The organism is Aquabacterium sp. NJ1 (genome assembly GCF_000768065.1).
Classification (GTDB): domain Bacteria; phylum Pseudomonadota; class Gammaproteobacteria; order Burkholderiales; family Burkholderiaceae_C; genus Aquabacterium.
In genome coordinates this window covers 2,215,000-2,234,345 of sequence record NZ_JRKM01000001.1, presented here as the reverse complement: position 1 = coordinate 2,234,345, position 19,346 = coordinate 2,215,000, and the positions used below count along the sequence as shown (strand labels likewise).

Here is a 19,346-nt window from a genome sequence, read left to right as displayed (position 1 = left end):
GACTCCCAGTGCCCCATGAACGACATCCCGCCCCGCCAGCGCCAGGCCCATTTGCTCTCGGTGACGGCGCTGGTCTTCCTGGAGTACCTGCAAAGCGTGATGGCCTCGTTTTCGTCGCGCTACATCATGGGCGGCATCGAGGCCGCGCCCGAGGAGTTCAGCCTGGCCGCCGCCGCGTATGCCGGCGTGGCCGTGGTGATGTTGTTCAAGCACCGGGTGCTGGTGCAGCGCTGGGGTTACCGGCGCTTCATCCGCTTTTCCTTGCTGGTGTTCGCCCTGGGCGCCTTGATGACCGGCCTGGCCAATGACGTGCCCATGTACATCGCCGGGCGCATGGTGCAGGCCGTGGGCGGCTCGGCCTTTTTCACTGGCGGGCGCGTGCAGGTCAACCACTACCGGGGCGCGGCGCGCCTGGGGGCCTTGCAGCGTTTTGCGGTGGGCATCTTCCTGGGCGCCAGCCTGGCCCCGCTGCTGGCTGCCCACCTGCTGGATGCCTGGGGCTGGCGCGCCGTGTTCCTGGTCATGGTGCCCCTGACGGCCGTGGTGGCCTGGCTGGTCGAGTACGCGATGCCCGATCACGAGCCCGTCGAGCACGACAACCCCGGCCAGGTGCATGCCGGCGGCACGCTGGTGCTGGTGGCGGGGATCTTCCTGCTGCAGTTTGCGCTGGAGCGCGTCCAGTACGACGTGTTCAGCGGCGCCTTCGGCCTGTGGGAGCTGGCCATCGTCGCCATGCTCGCGTTGGGCGCCTTCATCTGGCATGACTGGTCGCGCCACGATGGGCTGATCCCCTACCGCCACTTCGTGGATGCGCGCTTCCTGGTGGGCTTGTCCGTCTACTTCTTTTGTTACCTCGTGAGCGCGGTGAGCAGCTACATGACGCCGGTCTTCCTGGTCCAGGGGCTGGGCTTCACGGTCACCTCCAGCGGCTGGCTCTTGAGCGCCACCTCCTTGTTCGGCTTGTTGACCATGCTGGTCCACTTCCGGCTGGCACAGCGCCACGCCCAGCTCAAGCACTACCTGTGGTTTGCGCTGGCCGTGCTGTTCGTGCACGGCTGGTGGATGAGCGGCATGACGGGCGAGGTCACGCAAGAGGCCTTGTTCTGGCCCTTGTTGCTCAACAGCGGGGTGTTCCTGGCCGTGGCGCAGGGCACGGCGGCCATGGGCACCTTCCGGCATGTGGACGAGAAAGTGTTCTCGCACGCCTACCAGGTCAAGAACGCCCTGCGCGAGGTGGCCAATGCCAGCGGCGTGTCCATGGCCACCGTGGTGTTGCAGATGCGGGGCACCCTGCATTACGAGCGCCTGGCCGAAAGCACCGCCGCCTTGAGCCCCCTGTATGGCAACGGGGTGGTGGACCCGATGGCCCTGGGCGCCAACCCGCTGCCGGAGGCGCTGGCGAATCTGTCCAGCCTGATGGCGCAGCAGGCCACCCTGATGGCGTGTCTGGATTACTACTGGGCCCTGTGCGTGGTGGCCGTGCTGGCCGCCGTGGCGCTGGCCTGCCAGAAGAAATTCGTCTGATGTCGCGCCGACATTTCAACCCCAGGGAACCCCGGTAGAGGTCCGTTCGGATCAGTGTCAGGATGTGGCCAGAACCTGTCTGCCCGGCCGCGCCGCACATTGTGCTGGTGATGTTGTCAAGGTCGTGCTTGATTTCGAAAAACCTCAACACATCAACAGGTTATGGACAAGATCTGGCTGAGGCACTATCCGGCGGGCGTCCCTCACACGATCGACACCTCGGCCTACCGTTCCCTGGTCGAATTGCTCGACGAGGGTTTGAAGCAGCACGCATGTCTGCCGGCCTACCGTTTCATGGACCAGGCCTGGACGTTCGCCGACATCGGCGTGGCCTCGCGTTACCTGGCGGCCTACCTGCAAGGCCTGGGGCTGCAGCCGGGGGACCGGGTGGCCGTGATGCTGCCCAATGTGCCGCAGTACCCCGTGGCGGTGGCGGCCATCCTGCGGGCGGGCTTCGTTGTGGTCAACGTCAACCCGCTGTACACGCCGCGCGAGCTGGAGCACCAGCTCAAGGATTCGGGTGCCAAGGCCATCGTCATCCTGGAGAACTTCGCCCACACCCTGCAGGCGGTGTTGGCTGCCACGCCTGTGCGCCACATCGTGATCACGGGCCTGGGGGACATGCTGGGGCCGCTCAAGGGCGGCCTGGTCAACCTGGTGGTGCGCCATGTGCGCAAGCTGGTGCCTGCTTATGCGCTGCCGGGCGCCGTGCGCTTCAACAAGGCGCTGCACCGGGGCAGCCGGCAAACCTTCCGGCCTGCTTCACCGGGGCCGGACGATGTGGCCGTGCTGCAGTACACCGGCGGCACCACGGGTGTGAGCAAGGGTGCGATGCTGCTGCATCGCAACGTGATCGCGGCCATGCTCCTGGCCGAGGCCTGGAATGAGCACCTGTTCAAGCAGGTGTCGCAGCGCGAGCAGTTCACCTTCGTGGCGGCCTTGCCGCTCTATCACATCTTCGGTTTTTCAGTGAACCTGATGCTGGGCCTGCGCCTGGGCGCCTGCAACATCCTGATCCCCAACCCGCGCGACCTGCCGGCCTTGTTCCGGGCCCTGGCGGGGCAGCGCTTTCACAGCTTCCCGGCCGTCAACACGCTGTTTGCGGCCATGGCCCGCCACCCCGATTTCAACATGGTGGACTGGAGCGCGATGCGCCAGGCGGTGGGGGGCGGCATGGCGGTGCAGCAGGCCACGGCCAAGCTCTGGCGTGACCGCACCGGGCTGGTCATCTGCGAGGGGTATGGCCTGTCCGAGACCACCGCGGGCGTGACCTGCAACCCCGGCCAGCAACCCACTTTCACGGGCACCATCGGCCTGCCCTTGCCCTCAACCGATGTCGTCATCCTGGACGACGCGGGGCGCGAGTTGCCAACGGGGGCGGCAGGCGAGCTGGCCGTGCGGGGGCCGCAGGTCATGGCGGGTTACTGGCAGCGGCCCGATGAAACCGCCAAGGTCATGACGCCCGATGGCTTCATGCGCACCGGCGACATCTGCGTGATGGACGAGCGCGGCTACATCAAGCTCATCGACCGCAAGAAGGACATGATCAAGGTCTCGGGCTTCAATGTGTACCCCAACGAGATCGAGGACATGGTCTCGCTGATGCCCGGTGTGCGCGAGTGCGCGGCCATCGGCATCCCCGATGAACACTCGGGCGAAGCCGTCAAGCTCTACATCGTGCCCGAGCGGCCGGGCCTGACCGAGCAGGCCGTGCGCGAGTACTGCGCGCAGGTGCTCACGGGCTACAAGCGCCCGCGCGTGGTGGTGTTCACGCAGGACCTGCCCAAGACGGCCATCGGCAAGGTGTTGCGCCGCGCGCTGCGGGATGCCGAGCTGACTGCGGAGGGCGCCGCAGCGGCGGTTGCATCCCCATCCGAGCAGGCCGCCAAAGAGGTCACTGAGGCCCCATCAGCTTGAGGGGCGTGACCTCGACGGTCTGCTCGCCATCGTTGATCCAGGCGGTGCCATCCTGCACGGTGAACTGCAGCTGCATGCTGCGCTTGGCCAGCGTTGCCAGGGCCTGGCTTTGTTCGGTGGGGATCTGCCAGACGGTGAGGTTCTGAGGCCGTGTGAGCTTGGTGGCGATGTTGTTCCACCAGACGTTGGTGCTGCTCTGGAAGGCGTAGACGCTGACCTGGCGGGCGCGGCCGCAGGCTTTCATGATGCGCTTGTCATCAGGCTGGCCCACTTCAACCCAGTGCAGGATCTCGTCCGAGAAGCTCTTGTGCCACAGCGCGGGCTCGTCCGGCTCCCACATGTCCTTGGCGAGTTCCAGCGTGCCTTCCTTGGTGTCGGCCGGCCAGTTCAGGGCCAGGGCCAGCACGCGGATCATCATGCGCTCGTCGGCTTCGGAGGGGTGCCGCGCGATGGTCACGGCGATGTCGCCATAGACGTTGCGGTCCATGTCGGCCAGCTGCAGCTGGGCTTTGAAGATGGTGGCTTTGAGCGCCATGATGTCGATCTAACGGAAAACAGCAAAGACTGCGATCATCCCCCAAAAACGCGGCCCAGCCAATCGCCCATCACCGCGAGCACCTCGGCCTGCTCGACTTCATTGAAGATTTCGTGCGACAGCGTGGGGAAGGGCTGGCTGCTCACCAGCGCGCTGGGCGCCGTGGTGGCAAAGGCCACCGAGCCTTCGGGTTTGACGCAGCGGTCCTGCCCGCCCCACATGATGAGGGTGGGCACCGCCCATTGCGGCGCACGGGCGCGCACGTTCTCGCCGGCGGCCAGGATGAACATGGTCAGGCGGCCGGTGATGCGGTCATGCACCAGCGGGTCGGCCATGTAGGCCTTGACCGTGGCTGGGTTGTTGCACACCCATTCGGGCTTGAGGCCGTTGCCCACGGGCACGTCGGGCGTGAGCTTGCCCACGGTGGCCAGCAGGCCCTTCTGGATGGCGCTGATGGGCACGTCCAGCGCGGGTGAGGACAGCACCAGGGCATCCACCGGGCGCGACCAGGCCGCGGCTTCGGCGGGTTGGGCCAGGGCGGCCACGAAGCGCCCGGCGATGGCGCCGCCCAGGCTGTGTCCGACGATGATCAGGCGCTGGCCGGGGTAGGCGGCGCGGGTGGCGTCCACCACGTGGGCCAGGTCGTGCAGGAAGTCGTCACCTTGTTTCAGGCCACCACGCGAGCCGGGCGAGCGGCCGTGGCCGCGGTGGTCATAACCGACAGCGGCCCAGCCGTGTTCGTTGAGGTAGGCGGCCACGTGGGCATAACGCAAGCAGTGCTCACCCAGGCCGTGCACGATCACCGCCACGCCGTGGCTGAGCTGCCCGGCGGCCAGGGGCCAGTGTTGGGTGACGAGGTCCAGCCCGTCACGGGTGCGAACGGTGGCGGGGAAGGCGGTGGAGGCGCTCATGGATGGGGCTCGCTGGGTTGCTTGGAGTGGTGTGAGGCGGGGCGTCAGTGGCTGGCGGCGTGCAGCCAGCCCAGGCCAGCGGTGGTGCTCGCGCGTGGGCGGTATTCGCAGCCGATCCAGCCTTGCCAGTTGAGTCGGCGCAGTTCGTCAAAGACCCAGGGGTAGTTCAGCTCGCCTTGATCAGGCTCACCGCGATCGGGCACGGCGGCGATCTGCAGGTGGCCCACGCGGCCCGTGGGCAGGTAGCCGCGCAAGCTCATGGTCACGTCGCCTTCCACGATCTGGCAGTGGTAAAGGTCCATCTGCACCTGCAGGTGGGGTGAGCCGATGGCCTGGACCAGCTTGTGGGCGTGGGCCTGGTGCGTGAGCAGGTAACCGGGCATGTCACGCGGGTTGATGGGCTCGATCATCAACGTGCGGCCGTGGGACTGGGCCTGGTGGGCGGCCCATTGCAGGCGCTGGGTATAGCGGGCCCAGGCGGCATCGCGTTGCTCGGCGGTGCACAGGCCGGCCATGACGTGGATGCGTGGGCAGTTCAGCTCACCGGCCAGATCCAGGGCGGACAGGATGCTGGCCTGGAACTCGGGCTCGCGGCCGTCCAGGCTGGCCAGGCCGCGTTCGCCCTCGGCCCAGTTGCCGGGCGCGGCGTTGAACAGCACCAGTTGCAGGCCGGTGTCGCGCAGGCGGGCGGCCACTTCGGCTTGCGGGTGTTCGTGGGGGAAGAGGCATTCCACGCCTTGGAAGCCATCACGTGCCGCCGCCTCGAACCGGTCCAGGAAGGGCAGGTCGGTGTAGAGCCACGAAAGGTTGGCGGCGAACTTCAGCGGTGGGGAGGTGCTGGCAGCAGTGGCGGGCATGGGCTTGATAACGCGATGTTGCAGGCGGGCTGCAAGAAGGCGTTAGGGTAGCCCAAAAGGTGTCGCATTCAGAACGTTTCCCAATCGTCGTCCGACTTGGGGGGCGCAGCGGCCACAACCGGCGCGGGCAAGCTCACCCGCGGAGCCGGCGTAACCGTCGCAACTGCCGCCACCGCCACAGGCTTGACCGGCGTGACGCTGGCCACAGGCCTCGCCTTGATCACCGGTGTGGCCTTGAGCACACGGGTGTCATGGCCCATGGCCCCGGCCTGCGTCTGGCCCAGCTTGAACGCGGCCACGGCTTGCGCCAGCTTGGCCGCCTGGTCCTTGAGGCTTTCCGCTGCGGCTGCCGACTGCTCCACCAGCGCCGCGTTTTGCTGCGTCATCTGGTCCAGCTGGTTGACTGACTGGTTCACGTGCCCGATGCCCTGGCTCTGCTCGCCCGCCGCGGCGGTGATCTCGCCGATGATGTCCGACACCCGCTGCACGCTGCCCAGGATCTCGCTCATCGATTGGCCCGCGTCCTGCACCAGCTTCGAGCCCGACTCCACCTTCTCGCTTGAAGAATGGATCAGCGTCTTGATCTCCTTGGCTGCTTGGGCGCTGCGCTGGGCCAGGGTGCGCACCTCGCCAGCGACCACGGCAAAGCCTCGGCCTTGCTCACCGGCGCGGGCGGCTTCCACCGCCGCGTTCAGCGCCAGGATGTTGGTCTGGAAGGCGATGCCATCGATCACGGTGATGATGTCGTTGATCTTGCGGCTGGCGTCGTTGATCTCGGCCATGTTGGCCACCACCTGCGACACGATCTCTTCACCGCGGTGCGCCGCCGTGGCCGCACCAGTGGCCATCTGGTTGGCCTGACGGGCTGCATCGGCGCTCTGGCGCACGGTGTTGGTCAGGTCGGTCATCGAGCTGGCGGTCTGCTGCAGGTTGGAGGCGGTGTGCTCCGTGCGCTGCGACAAATCCTGGTTGCCCGATGCGATCTCGGATGAGGCCGTGCTGATCGAGTCCGTCGCGTGGCGGATCACACCGATGGTGTCGCGCAAGCGGTGCGTCATCGTGATTACCGAGGCCTTGAGCGAGCGGGTGTCCTTGGGGTTGTGCTGCAGTTCCAGGTTCAGGTCGCCCTCGGCGATGCGGCCCACCAGGTCGCGCAGGTCGGCGGGCTCGCCACCCAGGTCGCGCCACACCGAGGTGACGATGGCCTGCGAGGCCACGCCCAGCACCGTCAGTACCAGTACGCCAGTCAGCACGGTCACCCACAGGTTGTTGTTGACGCCTTGCGTCGCGCTGGCCTGGGCCTCTTCAATGGCGGCCTTGGCGGCTTGTTTGTGTTGCGCCAGCAGCTTTTGCAGATCGGCTTGCGCGCTTTGCATCTTGCCCAGTTGCTCACCCGGGTTCTGCTTGCTGACCAGGGCGCGCGTGGCCCCGATGGCCGCGCTCTGGTAAGCGTCGAAAACACCGTCCAGCTCCTTGGCCGTGGCGGCTTTCTCGGGCAACTTCTGCATGCCGGCCAGGGCTTCGCGGGCCGAGGCCACCATGGCATCGGTTTCCTTGAGGCGCTCGCTGTCGCCTTCGGCCGCGGCTGTCTGCAAGGTCAGGCGCAGTTGTTCGGTGCTGCGGTCGATGGCGGTCACATAAGCCATGTGCGGGTTGTCGACCTCGTGCAGGTGGGCCAGCACGCTGGAGGTGCGCTCGCCCACAAAGAAGCTGACCGACACGCCAATGACAAACACGGCGGCGGCGCTGAGGGGCAGGGCACGGATCCGGGTACGAAAGTTCATGAGGCCTCCTGGGCGAACAGCGCAAAGCGACGGCGACAAACTGCGTGCCGAAGCTAGCTGGATCATCTCGCTGGCCGTGTCCGGTAAAGGCGTAAAAAGTCCGCCTTCGCCGGCCCTTTAATGGCCTTGTCAGGGGCTTCCTACAATCCCGGGATGCAACCTTCGGCTCCATCACCCTTGTCGCCCCTGTCCAGCCCCCGCGCCCTGATGGCCTGGGTGGCCCTGCTGTACTTCTCGGAAGGGCTGCCGCTGGGCCTGTTTTATGACCTGTTTCCGGTCAACCTGCGCCAGGCGGGCGTGGGCCCGGCCGAGATCGGCCTGCTCAGCCTGCTGGGCCTGGCCTGGACGGTGAAATTCCTGTGGGCGCCGCTGATCGACGCCTGGCGCGGGCACCGCTGGTGGATCGCCGGCGCCAATGGCGGCATGGCGCTGGTGCTGGCCACGCTGGCGCTGCACCCGCAGGCGCTGGGGCAGGGCGCCACCTGGCCCTGGGCCTTGCTGGCCGCGTTCACCATGTTGTCGGCGACCAATGACATCGCCACCGACGGCTACACGATCGAGCTCTTGTCCAAGGGGCAGTACGGCGTGGCCAACGGCCTGCGCATCGGCTTTTACCGCGTGGGCATGCTGGCAGCGGGCGGCTTGCTGGTGGTGGCGGGCAGCCTGGGCGAGCCCGGGCACCCCAACTGGGCGGCGGCCTATGGCCTGGGCGCCGTGCTCATGCTGATCAACGGCGCATCCATCCTGATGGCGCCGGCCCAGCCGCTGCGCGTGGCGCGGGTCGAAGGCGCCTCGGCGCGCGAGTGGGCGGCCGTGCGCGAGCAACCCCTGTGGCTGTTTGCTCTGGGGCTGGTGCTGGCCGGCCTGCTGTGGCCCGTGCTGGGCCCGATCGCCAAGGCCGTGGGCTGGGGGGCCGTGCAGGCCGTCAGCGGCACCTGGTGGTTCAAGGGGGCCGTGCCCGTCGGGCTGATGTTTGCCGGGGCCGGGATGATGGTGCGGGCGGCGCACGGCCCGCAGGCCCATGCCATGGCCGACGGCCCCGTGTTTGGCGCCTGGGTGGGCTTGCTCGCCCGGCCGGGCATGTTGCCCGTGTTGCTGTTCATCCTGCTGTTCAAGCTGGGTGATGCCGCCATGGGCTTCATGGTCAAACCCTTCTGGGTGGACGCGGGCTTCACCCCCGCCCAGATCGGCCTGGTCAGCGTGAACGTGGGCCTGGGCCTGTCGATTGCCGGCGGCCTGGTGGGCGGCTGGTATGTGGACCGTGTCGGCATCTTCAAGGGCCTGTGGGTGCTGGGCCTGGCCCAGGCGCTGTCCAACCTGGCGTATGCGGCGGCGGCCTGGTATGTGCCCCACACCGAGCCTGGCATGCAAGTGAGCATTCACTATCAGGTCGCGGTTTATGGCGCCAGTGGCCTGGAGAGCTTCACCAGCGGCCTGGGCACCGGCGCCTTCATGGCCTTCCTGATGGGCATCGTCGACAAGGAGCGGGCCACCACCGAGTACGCCATCCTCTCGTCCATCTTCGCGTTTTCGCGGGCGGTGGCGGGCTGGGCCGGGGGGCTGGGCGTGGAGCAGATGGGCTACGCCGTGTTCTTCTTCTTGACTTTCTGGTTGTCGTTCCCAGCTTATGTGCTGTTGCCATCCGTCCGGCGTATGCTGGACAAGGCCGGGCTGCGTTAAGCCCTTATCTCTTTCCCTGGTGTTGTGATGAGTCTGTCTGGTTTGAATCGAATGGCCCGTGGCCAGGTCTCGCGCCTCGTGTCGGCCTGCGTGCTGTCGCTGGCGGCCGTGGCGCCGGTGGCCATGGCCCGCGAAGGCGTGGACGTCGAGCGGGGCACGTCCGTGCTGGCGCGCCTGGTGCCCGCCGAGCAGGTGGAGGCGGCGGCCCAGCAGCAATACCTGCAACTGGCCACCGAGGCCAGGTCGCAAGGCGCACTGCTGCCTGACAACCACCCGCAGGTGCTCAGGCTGCGTGCCATCGCCAGCCGCATCATCCCCTTCGCGATGGATTGGAACCCGCGTGCCCGGCAGTGGCGCTGGCAGGTCATCGTGCTCAACTCCAAAGAGCTCAACGCCTTCTGCATGCCCGGCGGCAAGATCGCCTTCTACACCGGCATCCTGGACCAGCTCAAGCTCACGGATGACGAAGTGGCCATGGTGATGGGGCACGAGATGGCACACGCCTTGCGCGAGCACGCCCGCGAGCAGATGGGCAAGACCTCGGCCACCCGCATGGGCGCGGGCTTGATCTCCAGCCTGTTCGGCCTGGGCAATATGGGGGATGCGCTGCTCAACATGGGCGGCCAGTTGCTGACCCTGAAGTTCAGCCGTGGCAACGAGTCCGAAGCGGACCTGGTGGGCATGGAGCTGGCCGCGCGCGCCGGCTACGACCCGCGTGCCGGCATCAGCCTGTGGCAGAAGATGTCGGCGGCGGCCAAGGGCGCGCCACCGCAGTGGATGTCCACCCACCCGTCGAGCTCGACCCGCATCGAAGAGATCCAGGCCAACCTGCCCAAGGTCATGCCCCTGTACGAGCGGGCACCCAAGCCGGATCACCGCTTTGATGCACCCCGCAAGATCGGCGCGGCGCACCTGAGCACCGAGCCCCTGGCCTATTGGGGCGTGGCGGACTCGCCCCGTTGAGTCGGGGCACGGGCCTGATCACAGATAAGGGTTGCCCACGCGCTCTTCGCCGAAGGTGCTCTCCGGGCCGTGCCCGGGCGTGAAGGTGATGTCGTCGCCCAGGGGCAGCAGCTTGGTCTTGATCGCGTTGATCAGATCGGCGTGGTTGCCGCCAGGGAAATCCGTGCGGCCAATGCTGCCGGCAAACAGCACATCGCCCACAAAAGCATGGCGCGTGCTGGGCTCATAGAACACCACGTGGCCGGGCGTGTGGCCCGGGCAGTGCAGCACCTGCAGCTTGCACAGACCGATCTGCACCGTGTCGCCCTCCTTGAGCCATTGCGTGGGCGTGAAAGGCTCGGCCTGCGGGAAGCCGAACATCTGGCTTTGCTGGGGCAGGGCGTCGATCCAGAACTGGTCCCCGGTGTGCGGCCCGATGATGGGCAGGCCCAGGGTGTTGGCCAGGTGCCCTGTGGCGCCCGCGTGGTCGATGTGCGCGTGGGTCAGCCACAAGGCCTTGAGCGTCAGGCCACGCGCTTCGACGGCTTCGAGCAGCGTGCCGGCGTCCCCGCCCGGGTCGATCAGCGCGGCCTCCTTGGTGTCGGTGCACCAGACCAGGGAGCAGTTTTGCTCGAAGGATGTGACGGGGATGGTGAGGCGTTGGAACATGGCTTCAAGGTGTCGGATAACAAGGTTTCAAAATTCAAGACATGGGCGCAAAACGCCTTGAATTGAAACGACTGTTGGGAGCGTAGCACTCTGTGGGCTTTGTATCCCAGGCAAACGTGCTGCTCCGGCCCAGGCTGCTTGCAGCTCGCATGAGGTTCGACGCTGAACGTCGGTGCCGACCAATCGCTGAACTGGATGGCCTCTGCTGGCGTAAGGCTGGTCTACCCTGTAGCCTGACATTGGTTGGCGGCCATCCATATCGGCATGCCAAGCAGTTACGCCTGTGTCTCCGGATGGCTGCATCTGAAAGCGGCGAACTCGCGCTGACGACCCCGAAGAGACATTCGAGGGACCGATCTCGGTCCATGGAGTTTCAATTTCAGGCATGGTTTCAGCGGACGCTGAAATTAACCATTGGAGTGAAATTGCGCTGATGAATTTCAGAAATTGTGCTATTTTCAGCGCATGCTGAAAGATGCTAATCCAATGAAAAACGCAGAAACTCATGCTGGTGAGGCCCTGCGTGGACTGCTTGAGAAGATTCCGATCCTTCAGGTGAAAGGCATCGACACCGAAGCCGTGTCCAGCGATTGGGCGCCGGACTTGATCGTTCAACTGCTCGTGGACGGTCGGCCGCACCAGCTCGTCTGCGAGTACAAGTCGAACGGGCAACCGCGGTACGCGCGGTCCGCGCTGCTGGAACTGCTGAACTACGTTGCGCACCGAGCCCCTCGGGCAACACCGGTCTTCATCGCGCCCTACATCTCACCTGCAGTGAGGCAGTTGTGCGAAGAGAAGGGCGTTGGTTATCTCGACTTGGCGGGAAACGCCCGGATCGCCTTCGGCGGCGTGTTCATCGAGCGCATGGTGGCTGACAAGCCTGCAGCCCAACAACGCGAACTCAAGTCGTTATTTCGGCCGAAATCTGCTCAGGTACTGCGCGCCATGCTGCGTGAGCCCGGCCGTGCATGGCGTGTCACCGAGTTATCGGAAACCTCTGGAGTCAGCCTTGGACACGTGAGCAATGTGCGCACCGGCTTGATTGATCGGGAATGGGCGCACACATCAGGCGATGGCCTGGTTCTCTCAGCGCCCAATGCACTGCTGGACGCATGGCGAGACAGCTACACCACGCCAACAGGCGAGAGGCTGGGCTTCTACACGCCGCTGCATGGCAGCACACTCGAAACCGCAGCTCGAAGCGCGCTGCGCGCCGACAGCGGTCCCGGGCGTGCAGCCTTCGCATCGTTTTCGGCGGCGCAGTGGCTTTCTCCTTACGCTCGCACCGGAACGCACTACTTCTTCGCCGACGACGAAGGCTTGCGCAAGCTTCAGGCAGCACTGAAGCTCTCACCCAGCTCGAAGGGCGAGAACGTGATCATCACCGTGCCGAAGGACTCGGGACTGCTCGCCGACACCGTTGAACCTGCGCCAGGCGCGGTCTGTACGAGCCCGGTTCAAACCTACCTCGACCTCTCCATTGCGGGTGAACGCGGCGCCGAGGCCGCGGATCACCTGCGACAGGAACGACTCTCATGGCCCCAATAGCACCCCCGCAGGAGCCGCAGTCAGCGGCAGAGTACGACGACCGCACGACCGTAGCCGTCAAGTCCGTGCTGATCGAGATCGGCCAGATCCTTGGCAGCTTCAAGGGCAAGTTCACCATCATCGGAGGCGCAGTCCCCTGGCTGCTGCTGGCCAACGAAGACATGCCCCATGTCGGCACGCTCGACGTGGACGTCGGGCTGGACGCACAAGCACTCGGCGATGGCGAATACGCCACCTTGATCGGCGCGCTTCAAGGGCATGGATACGCCCAGCGCGAAGGGCTTCGGCGCTTCCAGCTGGTTCGCCAGGTTTCCGCGCAAGATGGCGGAGAAGCGATCGATGTGGTGGTCGATTTCTTGATGCCGCGCGATGCCGATATCGTCAAGAACGATCCACCATTGATCCGCGACTTCGCCGTGCAACGGGCCGACGGCGCTGATCTGGCGATGCGGTTCTATCAACTCGTGGCGGTGGCCGGGCCGATGCCGGACGGGGGGACGAACCGTGTGGAGATCGCGGTGTGCTCCATACCCGCTTTGCTTGCGATGAAGGGCCATGCGCTGGCAGGGCGTTACAAGCAGAAGGACGCCTACGACATCTACTACTGCGTGCGCAACTACCCCGACGGGATCGAGGCGCTGGCGCAGGAGTGTCGGGCGTTGCTCGAACATGCAAGTGGTGAACGCGGCTTTCGGCACATCGCCGAGAAGTTCGACACCTTCGATGGATACGGTCCGACCTGTGTGCGGCGCTTCGTCCAGGACACGCATGCGCTGGGGGACCGCACGCCTGAACAGTGGCAACAGGATGCATTCGGGCAGATCGACGCGCTGCTGCGCGCCATGGCGCTGCGAGATTGAGTCTGGCCAGCGCTCAACATTCAAGGGCTGGCTGCCCCCCTTCGCAATGCACTTTTCAGCCCGCACCCGGCACCAACTGCTGGCGCAACCACGCCTGTGACAAGTCCAGCCATTCCCTGTAATGCGCCATGGCGCAATGGTCGTCATTGGGGTAGAGCTTGAGCGTGCCTTGCACGGCACCAGACGCCAGGTCAATGGAGTCCTGGGTGCTGAGCAGGGTGTCGCGGTCACCATTGATGACCAGCAAGGGGATCTTGATTTGACGGTAGAAGTGGTGCAGCGACAGGGCTTGCAGCTTCAGGCCGAGGCTCATCAGCGTCTTGGCGCCGGTGGTGTTCAGCAGCGCCTTGATGATGATGTCGGGCATCCCGATCGCGCCCTTGATCTGGAAAGAATGATGAGTGGGCGCGCCGCAAGCCACCGCGCATCGCAAATGCGGGTTGGTGCCTGCCATCCGTGCCGCCCAATACGCACCGAAGCTCACGCCAACGAAACCCATGCGTTGTGAATCGATGCGGGGGTCGCGAGACAGATGGTCGATCACGGCGTGATAGACGGCCTCGGAGGCCGGGGTCATGGGCTTGCGGTAGGCGTAGGTGCCGGGCATCTCCATGACGAACACCGCCATGCCCGAGTCGTGGTACTTGAGCAAGGGTATCGCCAGCTCTTGAGCCGTGCCTTCCAGGCCGTTGGTGATGATGGCCAGTGGGTGGCGTTGGGTTCCGCTGGGCGTCATCAAGTAGCCCTCGATGACGTCACCGTCCACCTCGATGCGGCGCTTCTCGATCACGATGCCCACCAGCGGGCCCACGATGCATGTCAACTCGTTGAAAAGCGATCGCGATAGCGCGTAGGCCTCCATGCGGGCCGCAGACCCGCCCGGGAACGCACTGACCTGGTAGTAGGTGATGGCCTTGATCAGGTGCCGCAGGGCCGTCATGGCACGCTCACTCGCTGGGGAGGCGTGCATGTCATCGGCCTCGCTCAAGGTCATCAAGGCCACCACCCGTTTGCCCAAGGGGGCCAGTGCTTCACGCAGCGCGTTCCAGTCCGGCGCGCTTGCATCAAAGCCGGGCAACACGGTCGTGATGGCGTCCAGTTCTTGCCGCGCCAATGCATTCCAGTATGCGCACCAGGCTTCATCCCTGAAGGAGCGCACGCCCTTGAGTTGCGCCGCAAAGCGTGTCGGGTCCAGTCCACCCATGGACGCATAGCGCAGCACGAACAGCGCGGGCAGAAAAAAGCCCGTTCCCAAGCGTCGTGTGGCCAGTTCGGTCGTTCTGGTCAGCATGCACGTGGTGATGAACACACGCCGCAGGGTGTCCTTGATGTGGGGCATGCCGTTTCCTTTTCTGCAAAGTTCAATTGCTGTTGAACGTATGTTCAATAGTGCGATTGTGAATACACTATTGACTACGTGTCAAATAAGGGGTGTGCGTGGCAATGCAAGACCAGCCAAAGGGGGGCGTCGGGCCGCGCCTGGAGCCCGATGCCCGCCGGGCCCACTTGCTGGCTGTCGGGGCTGCCGTGTTCGGCACCAAGGCTTACGACGACGTTCAGATTGACCAGATCGCCCAACAGGCGGGCGTGTCACGGGGCTTGCTGTATCACTACTTCCCCAGCAAGCGGGTCTTTTTTGCGGCCATCGTCCAGGGCGGTTATGACGAGATCCTGAACGCGACGCAGCCCGATCCGTCGTTGCCACCGAGGGCGCAATTGCAGGCCAGCCTGGAGGCCTATTTCGACTATGTCGAAAGCCACCCGCACATGTATCGGGCCATCTTCCGCAGTGCGGCCAGCCTGGAGCCAACCGTTCAGGACGTGGTCAACCGCAACCTGGACTTGCAGGCGAAGCGCATCCTGGCGGGGATGGGAGAGGGGGGTGAACCCCATTCGCTGAGTTATCTGGCCGTCCGTGCCTGGCTGGCATTCCTTGTCCAGGCTGTCCTGGATTGGCTGGACCGCGGCGCGATGGTCGACCGGCAAGCGCTGATCGAGGTGTGCGTGGGTGCCCTGCAGGGGGCAACGGCGGCCTCAAGGAAAGATGCCTAGCCGTGCTGCGTGAGTCGCTGCACCAGGCCGACGGAGAAGCGATGCGCCAAACCGTAAATGCTCAACTGCGGATTGGCGCCCACGCTGGTCGGCAGCACCGAGCCGTCGTGGATGGACAGGTTGCCGATGGTCCAGTGCCGGCCCAGTTGATCCACCACGCCCTTGTCTGGCGTGGCGCCCATGGGGCATCCCCCCATGACATGCGCTGAGCCGGCGCCCAGGTGGTGCGAGACATCGCTGAGTGACGGGATGGCCTGCCTGGCCTCCGCGCGACTGGTGTAAGGCCTGGCCTGTTCGTGCAGGGGCAGCACCTCGCGGGCCCCCGACGCAAACTGGATGTCGGCCATGGCTTGCCAGGCGCGCTTGAAACCCGCTTTCACGTGATCGGTCAAAGGGTAATGCAGCAGGGCCGAGCCATCCAGGTTGAGGTGCACGCGCCCGCCTTGCGACTCCGGCTCGAAGCCGTCGCGCAGCAAGCCGTGCAGCATCTGTGTGTGGCCATAGCCCTGGAAGCGTTGGAGCAGGGCCTGGCCGACACCGCCAAAAAGAACGGACGCCAGGCCCGGATGCAAGGGGATGGCCTCGATCTTGAAACCGATGCCGGGGTTCAAGGCCGAACGACGCACGAAGTCATCGGTGTACACCGTCTGCGGCGCGCCGGCCCAGGGTTCGACCTTCTCGTCAAAGCGCGCGGCCGAGAAGGCAACGGGGTGCAGAAAGGTTCGGCGCCCGATCAGGCCGGGGCCATCAGGCGTGTCGGAGCGCAGCAGCAGCGCCGGTGCGTTGATGCCGCCGGCGGCCAGCACATAGTGTCTGGCCTGGATCGTGATCGGTGTGCCGGCCGGGTCCCCCGACAAGGCCACCGGCTGGGCGATGAGGCGCTGCACCTTGCCCTGGCCATACTCGAAGCGTTCCGCGCGCAGGTTGTGCACCAGCCGCGCGCCGCCTTGCAAGGCGGCGGGCAGGGTGGTGACCAGCATGGACTGCTTGGCGTTGGTGGGGCAGCCCATGCCGCAAGAGCCCAGGTTCCAGCACCCCTTGACGTTGCGTTGAATACGGTGTGCCTGGCGCCCAGAGGCTTTGAGGCCTTCTTCCAGCAAGCTGTTGTTGCGGTTGAGCGGTACGTCCCACGGCGTGATGTGCAGGCGCTGCTCCACGTGGGCAAAGCTGTCCTGCAGCGCGGGCGACGTGATGTCCTTCAGGCCCAGTTCATCGCGCCAATGGGCCAGGGTGTCGGCCGGCGTGCGAAAGCTGGTCGTGTAGTTCACCACCGTGGAGCCGCCAACGCATCGTCCCTGCAAGATGGAGATGGCACGGTCCATCGACTGGCGGGCGCCCCCCTCCTGGTAAAGCGTGGCATAGGCCTCGGCCTCGTTTTGACGGAAGTCGGTGCTGGTCTTGAGCGGGCCTTCTTCCACGATGAGCACGTCCAGGCCTGCCTGCGTCAGCATCTCTGCCGTGATGCCACCGCCTGCGCCTGAGCCAATGATGACGACATCGCAGGTGAGCGTGGGGGACGAGATGGTGCGCGCGTCATGGACCTTCCAGCCACTGGCCAGGCCTTGAACGAAGGGGTCGGGTAGCTTGCTCATGGCGGATCAGATGTCGAGGGGGCCAGGGTAGGTGGTCATGGCCTGCAGGTCCCGGTCAGAGAACACCTGCAGGCACACCAGATTGCGCAAGGCCTTGTAGGCCACCAAGGTGGGGAGGTCGGAAGACAGGCGCATGCGATCCAGTGCCTGGGCCACCTCGGCATCGCTCAACTTGTCCCAGGCGTGGGAGACACCCGTCAGCAGGTAGCGGCTGGCTGGGCTGTCGACGGCAGCCAGCAGCCCCCCCAGTTGCAGCTTCACCAGCTTGGGGAGCCGGGCGGCGCCCGCAGCAATGCTGTTCATGGCTTGATGCAGGATGCGCTCGCGATCTGACGCATGGCTGGCCAGAAAGCCCGCCAGCACACCACGCGACATGTGCGTCAGGACGGCCTTGCCCGCGGGCGTCAGCCCTTCGGCATCGGCGCCTCGCAAGACCCAGATGTGCGCGAGCGAGCCCAGCGTGCCGGCCGCCACCAGGCCGGCAGACGCACCTGCGGTGCGACGCAACCATGTTCGTCGATTCATGTTGTCAACCTTGGGGTGTCAGCGCAGGCGGTTCAGCGAGAAGCGCTTGCTGAGGATGCGATCGATCCAGGCGATGGGCAGCAACCACCTCATCAGCGGCATCAAGGTGCTCTTCTGGCCCAGCCTGATCACGGCAGGTGGGTAGGGCCGATCAAGCTGGGCCACCAAGGCGCTGGCAAAGACGTCGGCCGGTGTGGCGCCCGCCTGGCTCTCATTGGCACGAGACAACACGCCTGCGCGGATGGGCTGGTAGGGCGAATCGGGTGCCATGCTGACCTGGTCTGCCGCACGTTCGCCAAAGGCCGACTCGATGCCACCAGGCTGAACCGTCACCACGCTGATGCCGAAGGGGCGAAGCTCCATGCGCAGCGAATCCGTGGCGGCATTCAAGGCGGCCTTGCTGGCGCAATAGGCACCTGCAAACGGGGTGGGCATGACACCGGAGACGCTGCTGATGTTCACGATCTGGCCGCTGCGCCGCTTGATCATCTCGGAGACCACGGCGCGGGTCAGCGCCATGGGGGCAAAAACGTTGACATCAAACTGCTTTTGCCATTCGGCGTGCGGCAGATCCAGCAAGGGGCCCATGGCACCGTAGCCCGCGTTGTTGACCAGCGTGCCTACCGTGCACCCGGCGTCCCGCAACTGGTCCAGCACCCGCTGGATGTCCGATGCCTGGGTGACGTCCAGCGCCAGTGTGCGGATGCCCGCCTCGGCCAGGTCCTGCATGGCTTGCAGGCGCCTCGCCGTGGCCACCACCTTGTGTCCCTGCCGATGAAAAGCCAGTGCCAGTGCCTTGCCGATGCCCGAACTGCAGCCGGTGATCAGCACGATGTCATCAAGATGTGGACGTGTCATGGGAGGGTGTTCTCGTTGGTGTGAGGGGCCTGCAAGGTCTGCAAGAGCGCGATCTGCTGCTGGTCGCGCAGCGAGGCCAGTTGATCAATCGACTGCCCACCGTATCGTTTCAGGACTTCGTCAGCCAGATCAGCCTGCGTCCTGGTGGTAAGCAGGACGGGGCGCAGGCGCATGTGCAGCCACAGCAGTTGCAAGCCTCCGGCAAACTGTCGCCAGAACGCCCGGATGCCCCCCGCGCCCCCGCCTAGATGGGCAGACAGAAAGGGGCCGCCTGTGGCCCAGCGCAAGCCCAGTGAGGACTGCACCGCCACGTCCAGATCTTCAACCGACACCACCCCCTGCTTGACCAGCGACACGCTTTCGCGGATCACCGCGGCCTGGATGCGGTTGGCCACGAAGCCCGGGATCTCCTTGTTGAGCACAACAGCCTGCTTGCCCAAGGAGAGGTAGAAGTCACGCGCACGCGTGACAGCCGTTTGACTGGTCTTGCAGCCTGGCACCACTTCTACCAAGGGGATGAGGTGAGGGGGGTTGAACGGGTGCCCCACCAGCATGCGCTGCGGCGTCTTCATCTTGCGCGACTGCATGCTGGCCGTGATGCCGGAGCTGGAAGACAGCAACAGGGCGTCTGCCTTGCAATGCGCCTCCACACGCGCCCAGAGCGATTGCTTGAATGCCAGCCGCTCGGGACCGCACTCCTGCACCACATCGGCCTTCTCGACACTGCGGCCAAGGTCGGCCTCGAACGTCAGGGTGGGCGCATGCGGTGAGATCGGCATCCCCAATTGCGCCATCATGGGCTGGATGCGGTGCAGCTCGGCGCGCACGCGGTCGGCCACGTCCGGTGCCACGTCATGGACGCAAACGTGATGCCCGTGGGCCAGGAACAAGGCGACCCAGGAGGCGCCAATGAGGCCGCCGCCGATCACGGTCACGTTCAATGTTGGCTCTGCCATGTGTTGTCGCCTTGGGTCATGAGGTGGTGCTGGGATCACGCGCCAGGCGTGACGCATGCCACGAAGCACAGGGCGTCATGGCTTGCGCGGCCAAACATTAATCATTACATTAGTGTAACGTAAAATAAGAGGACGA

General features: G+C 65.4%; 17 protein-coding genes. 7 read left to right on the top strand and 10 right to left on the bottom strand.

The features are described from left to right. Positions 1–15 precede the first annotated feature (15 nt). Together JY96_RS09665 and JY96_RS09660 are read left to right on the top strand one after the other, a co-directional pair. Entirely contained in the window at positions 16–1,524 is a 1,509-nt protein-coding gene (locus JY96_RS09665) for an MFS transporter (RefSeq protein WP_035036959.1), read from the top strand. Between the two features lie 162 nt (positions 1,525–1,686). Continuing rightward, the gene (locus JY96_RS09660) at positions 1,687–3,441 is read left to right on the top strand and encodes an AMP-binding protein (protein ID WP_081961165.1); all 1,755 of its coding nucleotides are present in this window, start codon (positions 1,687–1,689) and stop codon (positions 3,439–3,441) included. Here the strand turns inward: JY96_RS09660 and JY96_RS09655 are convergent. The 4 genes from JY96_RS09655 to JY96_RS24200 form a co-directional block, all read right to left on the bottom strand. Continuing rightward, complete coding sequence (locus JY96_RS09655) at positions 3,419–3,976, bottom strand: YaeQ family protein (RefSeq protein ID WP_035036957.1); 558 nt, start codon at positions 3,974–3,976, stop codon at positions 3,419–3,421. The genes JY96_RS09660 and JY96_RS09655 overlap by 23 nt on opposite strands. Before the next feature lie 35 nt (positions 3,977–4,011). After that, on the bottom strand, positions 4,012–4,887 hold the full coding sequence (locus tag JY96_RS09650; RefSeq protein WP_035036954.1) for an alpha/beta hydrolase: 876 nt from the start codon (positions 4,885–4,887) through the stop codon (positions 4,012–4,014). A 44-nt stretch (positions 4,888–4,931) separates the two neighbouring features. Then, positions 4,932–5,744, bottom strand: coding sequence for a 2-oxo-tetronate isomerase (otnI, locus tag JY96_RS09645; protein WP_052162342.1), 813 nt, complete (start codon positions 5,742–5,744; stop codon positions 4,932–4,934). A 68-nt stretch (positions 5,745–5,812) separates the two neighbouring features. Continuing rightward, positions 5,813–7,528 carry a methyl-accepting chemotaxis protein gene (locus JY96_RS24200; RefSeq protein ID WP_081961164.1) on the bottom strand — a complete coding sequence of 572 codons (1,716 nt, stop codon included), beginning with the start codon at positions 7,526–7,528 and terminating at the stop codon, positions 5,813–5,815. 153 nt (positions 7,529–7,681) lie between these two features. On the opposite strand from JY96_RS24200, the gene JY96_RS09635 reads away from it, so the two are divergent. After that, positions 7,682–9,208, top strand: coding sequence for a hypothetical protein (locus JY96_RS09635; protein ID WP_035036951.1), 1,527 nt, complete (start codon positions 7,682–7,684; stop codon positions 9,206–9,208). Between the two features lie 27 nt (positions 9,209–9,235). Continuing rightward, complete coding sequence (locus tag JY96_RS09630) at positions 9,236–10,171, top strand: M48 family metallopeptidase (protein WP_152606430.1); 936 nt, start codon at positions 9,236–9,238, stop codon at positions 10,169–10,171. An 18-nt stretch (positions 10,172–10,189) separates the two neighbouring features. On the opposite strand, the gene JY96_RS09625 is transcribed toward JY96_RS09630, so the two are convergent. Next, on the bottom strand, positions 10,190–10,819 hold the full coding sequence (locus tag JY96_RS09625) for an MBL fold metallo-hydrolase (protein WP_035036948.1): 630 nt from the start codon (positions 10,817–10,819) through the stop codon (positions 10,190–10,192). 465 nt (positions 10,820–11,284) lie between these two features. Here JY96_RS09625 and JY96_RS09620 point away from each other — a divergent pair, with 465 nt between their 5' ends. Then, positions 11,285–12,367, top strand: a complete 1,083-nt coding sequence (locus JY96_RS09620; protein ID WP_035036945.1) for a type IV toxin-antitoxin system AbiEi family antitoxin — start codon at positions 11,285–11,287, stop codon at positions 12,365–12,367. Next, the gene (locus JY96_RS09615; protein ID WP_035036942.1) at positions 12,355–13,227 is read left to right on the top strand and encodes a nucleotidyl transferase AbiEii/AbiGii toxin family protein; all 873 of its coding nucleotides are present in this window, start codon (positions 12,355–12,357) and stop codon (positions 13,225–13,227) included. The genes JY96_RS09620 and JY96_RS09615 overlap by 13 nt, the downstream gene beginning before the upstream one ends. A 55-nt stretch (positions 13,228–13,282) precedes the next feature. On the opposite strand, the gene JY96_RS09610 is transcribed toward JY96_RS09615, so the two are convergent. Beyond that, entirely contained in the window at positions 13,283–14,566 is a 1,284-nt protein-coding gene (locus JY96_RS09610; RefSeq protein WP_035036941.1) for a S9 family peptidase, read from the bottom strand. A gap of 104 nt (positions 14,567–14,670) precedes the next feature. On the opposite strand from JY96_RS09610, the gene JY96_RS09605 reads away from it, so the two are divergent. Next, positions 14,671–15,279, top strand: a complete 609-nt coding sequence (locus tag JY96_RS09605) for a TetR/AcrR family transcriptional regulator (protein WP_035036939.1) — start codon at positions 14,671–14,673, stop codon at positions 15,277–15,279. Here the strand turns inward: JY96_RS09605 and JY96_RS09600 are convergent. The 4 genes from JY96_RS09600 to JY96_RS09585 are packed head-to-tail and all read right to left on the bottom strand — an operon-like array spanning position 15,276 to position 19,210. Continuing rightward, positions 15,276–16,871, bottom strand: a complete 1,596-nt coding sequence (locus tag JY96_RS09600) for a GMC family oxidoreductase (RefSeq protein WP_035036937.1) — start codon at positions 16,869–16,871, stop codon at positions 15,276–15,278. The genes JY96_RS09605 and JY96_RS09600 overlap by 4 nt on opposite strands. Before the next feature lie 6 nt (positions 16,872–16,877). Then, positions 16,878–17,396, bottom strand: coding sequence for a hypothetical protein (locus JY96_RS09595; RefSeq protein ID WP_152606429.1), 519 nt, complete (start codon positions 17,394–17,396; stop codon positions 16,878–16,880). A gap of 18 nt (positions 17,397–17,414) precedes the next feature. Then, positions 17,415–18,254: an SDR family oxidoreductase gene (locus JY96_RS09590; protein WP_035036934.1), complete on the bottom strand. Its 840-nt coding sequence runs from the start codon at positions 18,252–18,254 to the stop codon at positions 17,415–17,417. Next, positions 18,251–19,210: a 3-hydroxyacyl-CoA dehydrogenase NAD-binding domain-containing protein gene (locus tag JY96_RS09585; protein WP_035036932.1), complete on the bottom strand. Its 960-nt coding sequence runs from the start codon at positions 19,208–19,210 to the stop codon at positions 18,251–18,253. Before JY96_RS09585 ends, JY96_RS09590 begins: the two co-directional genes overlap by 4 nt. Between the last annotated feature and the right edge of the window lie 136 nt (positions 19,211–19,346).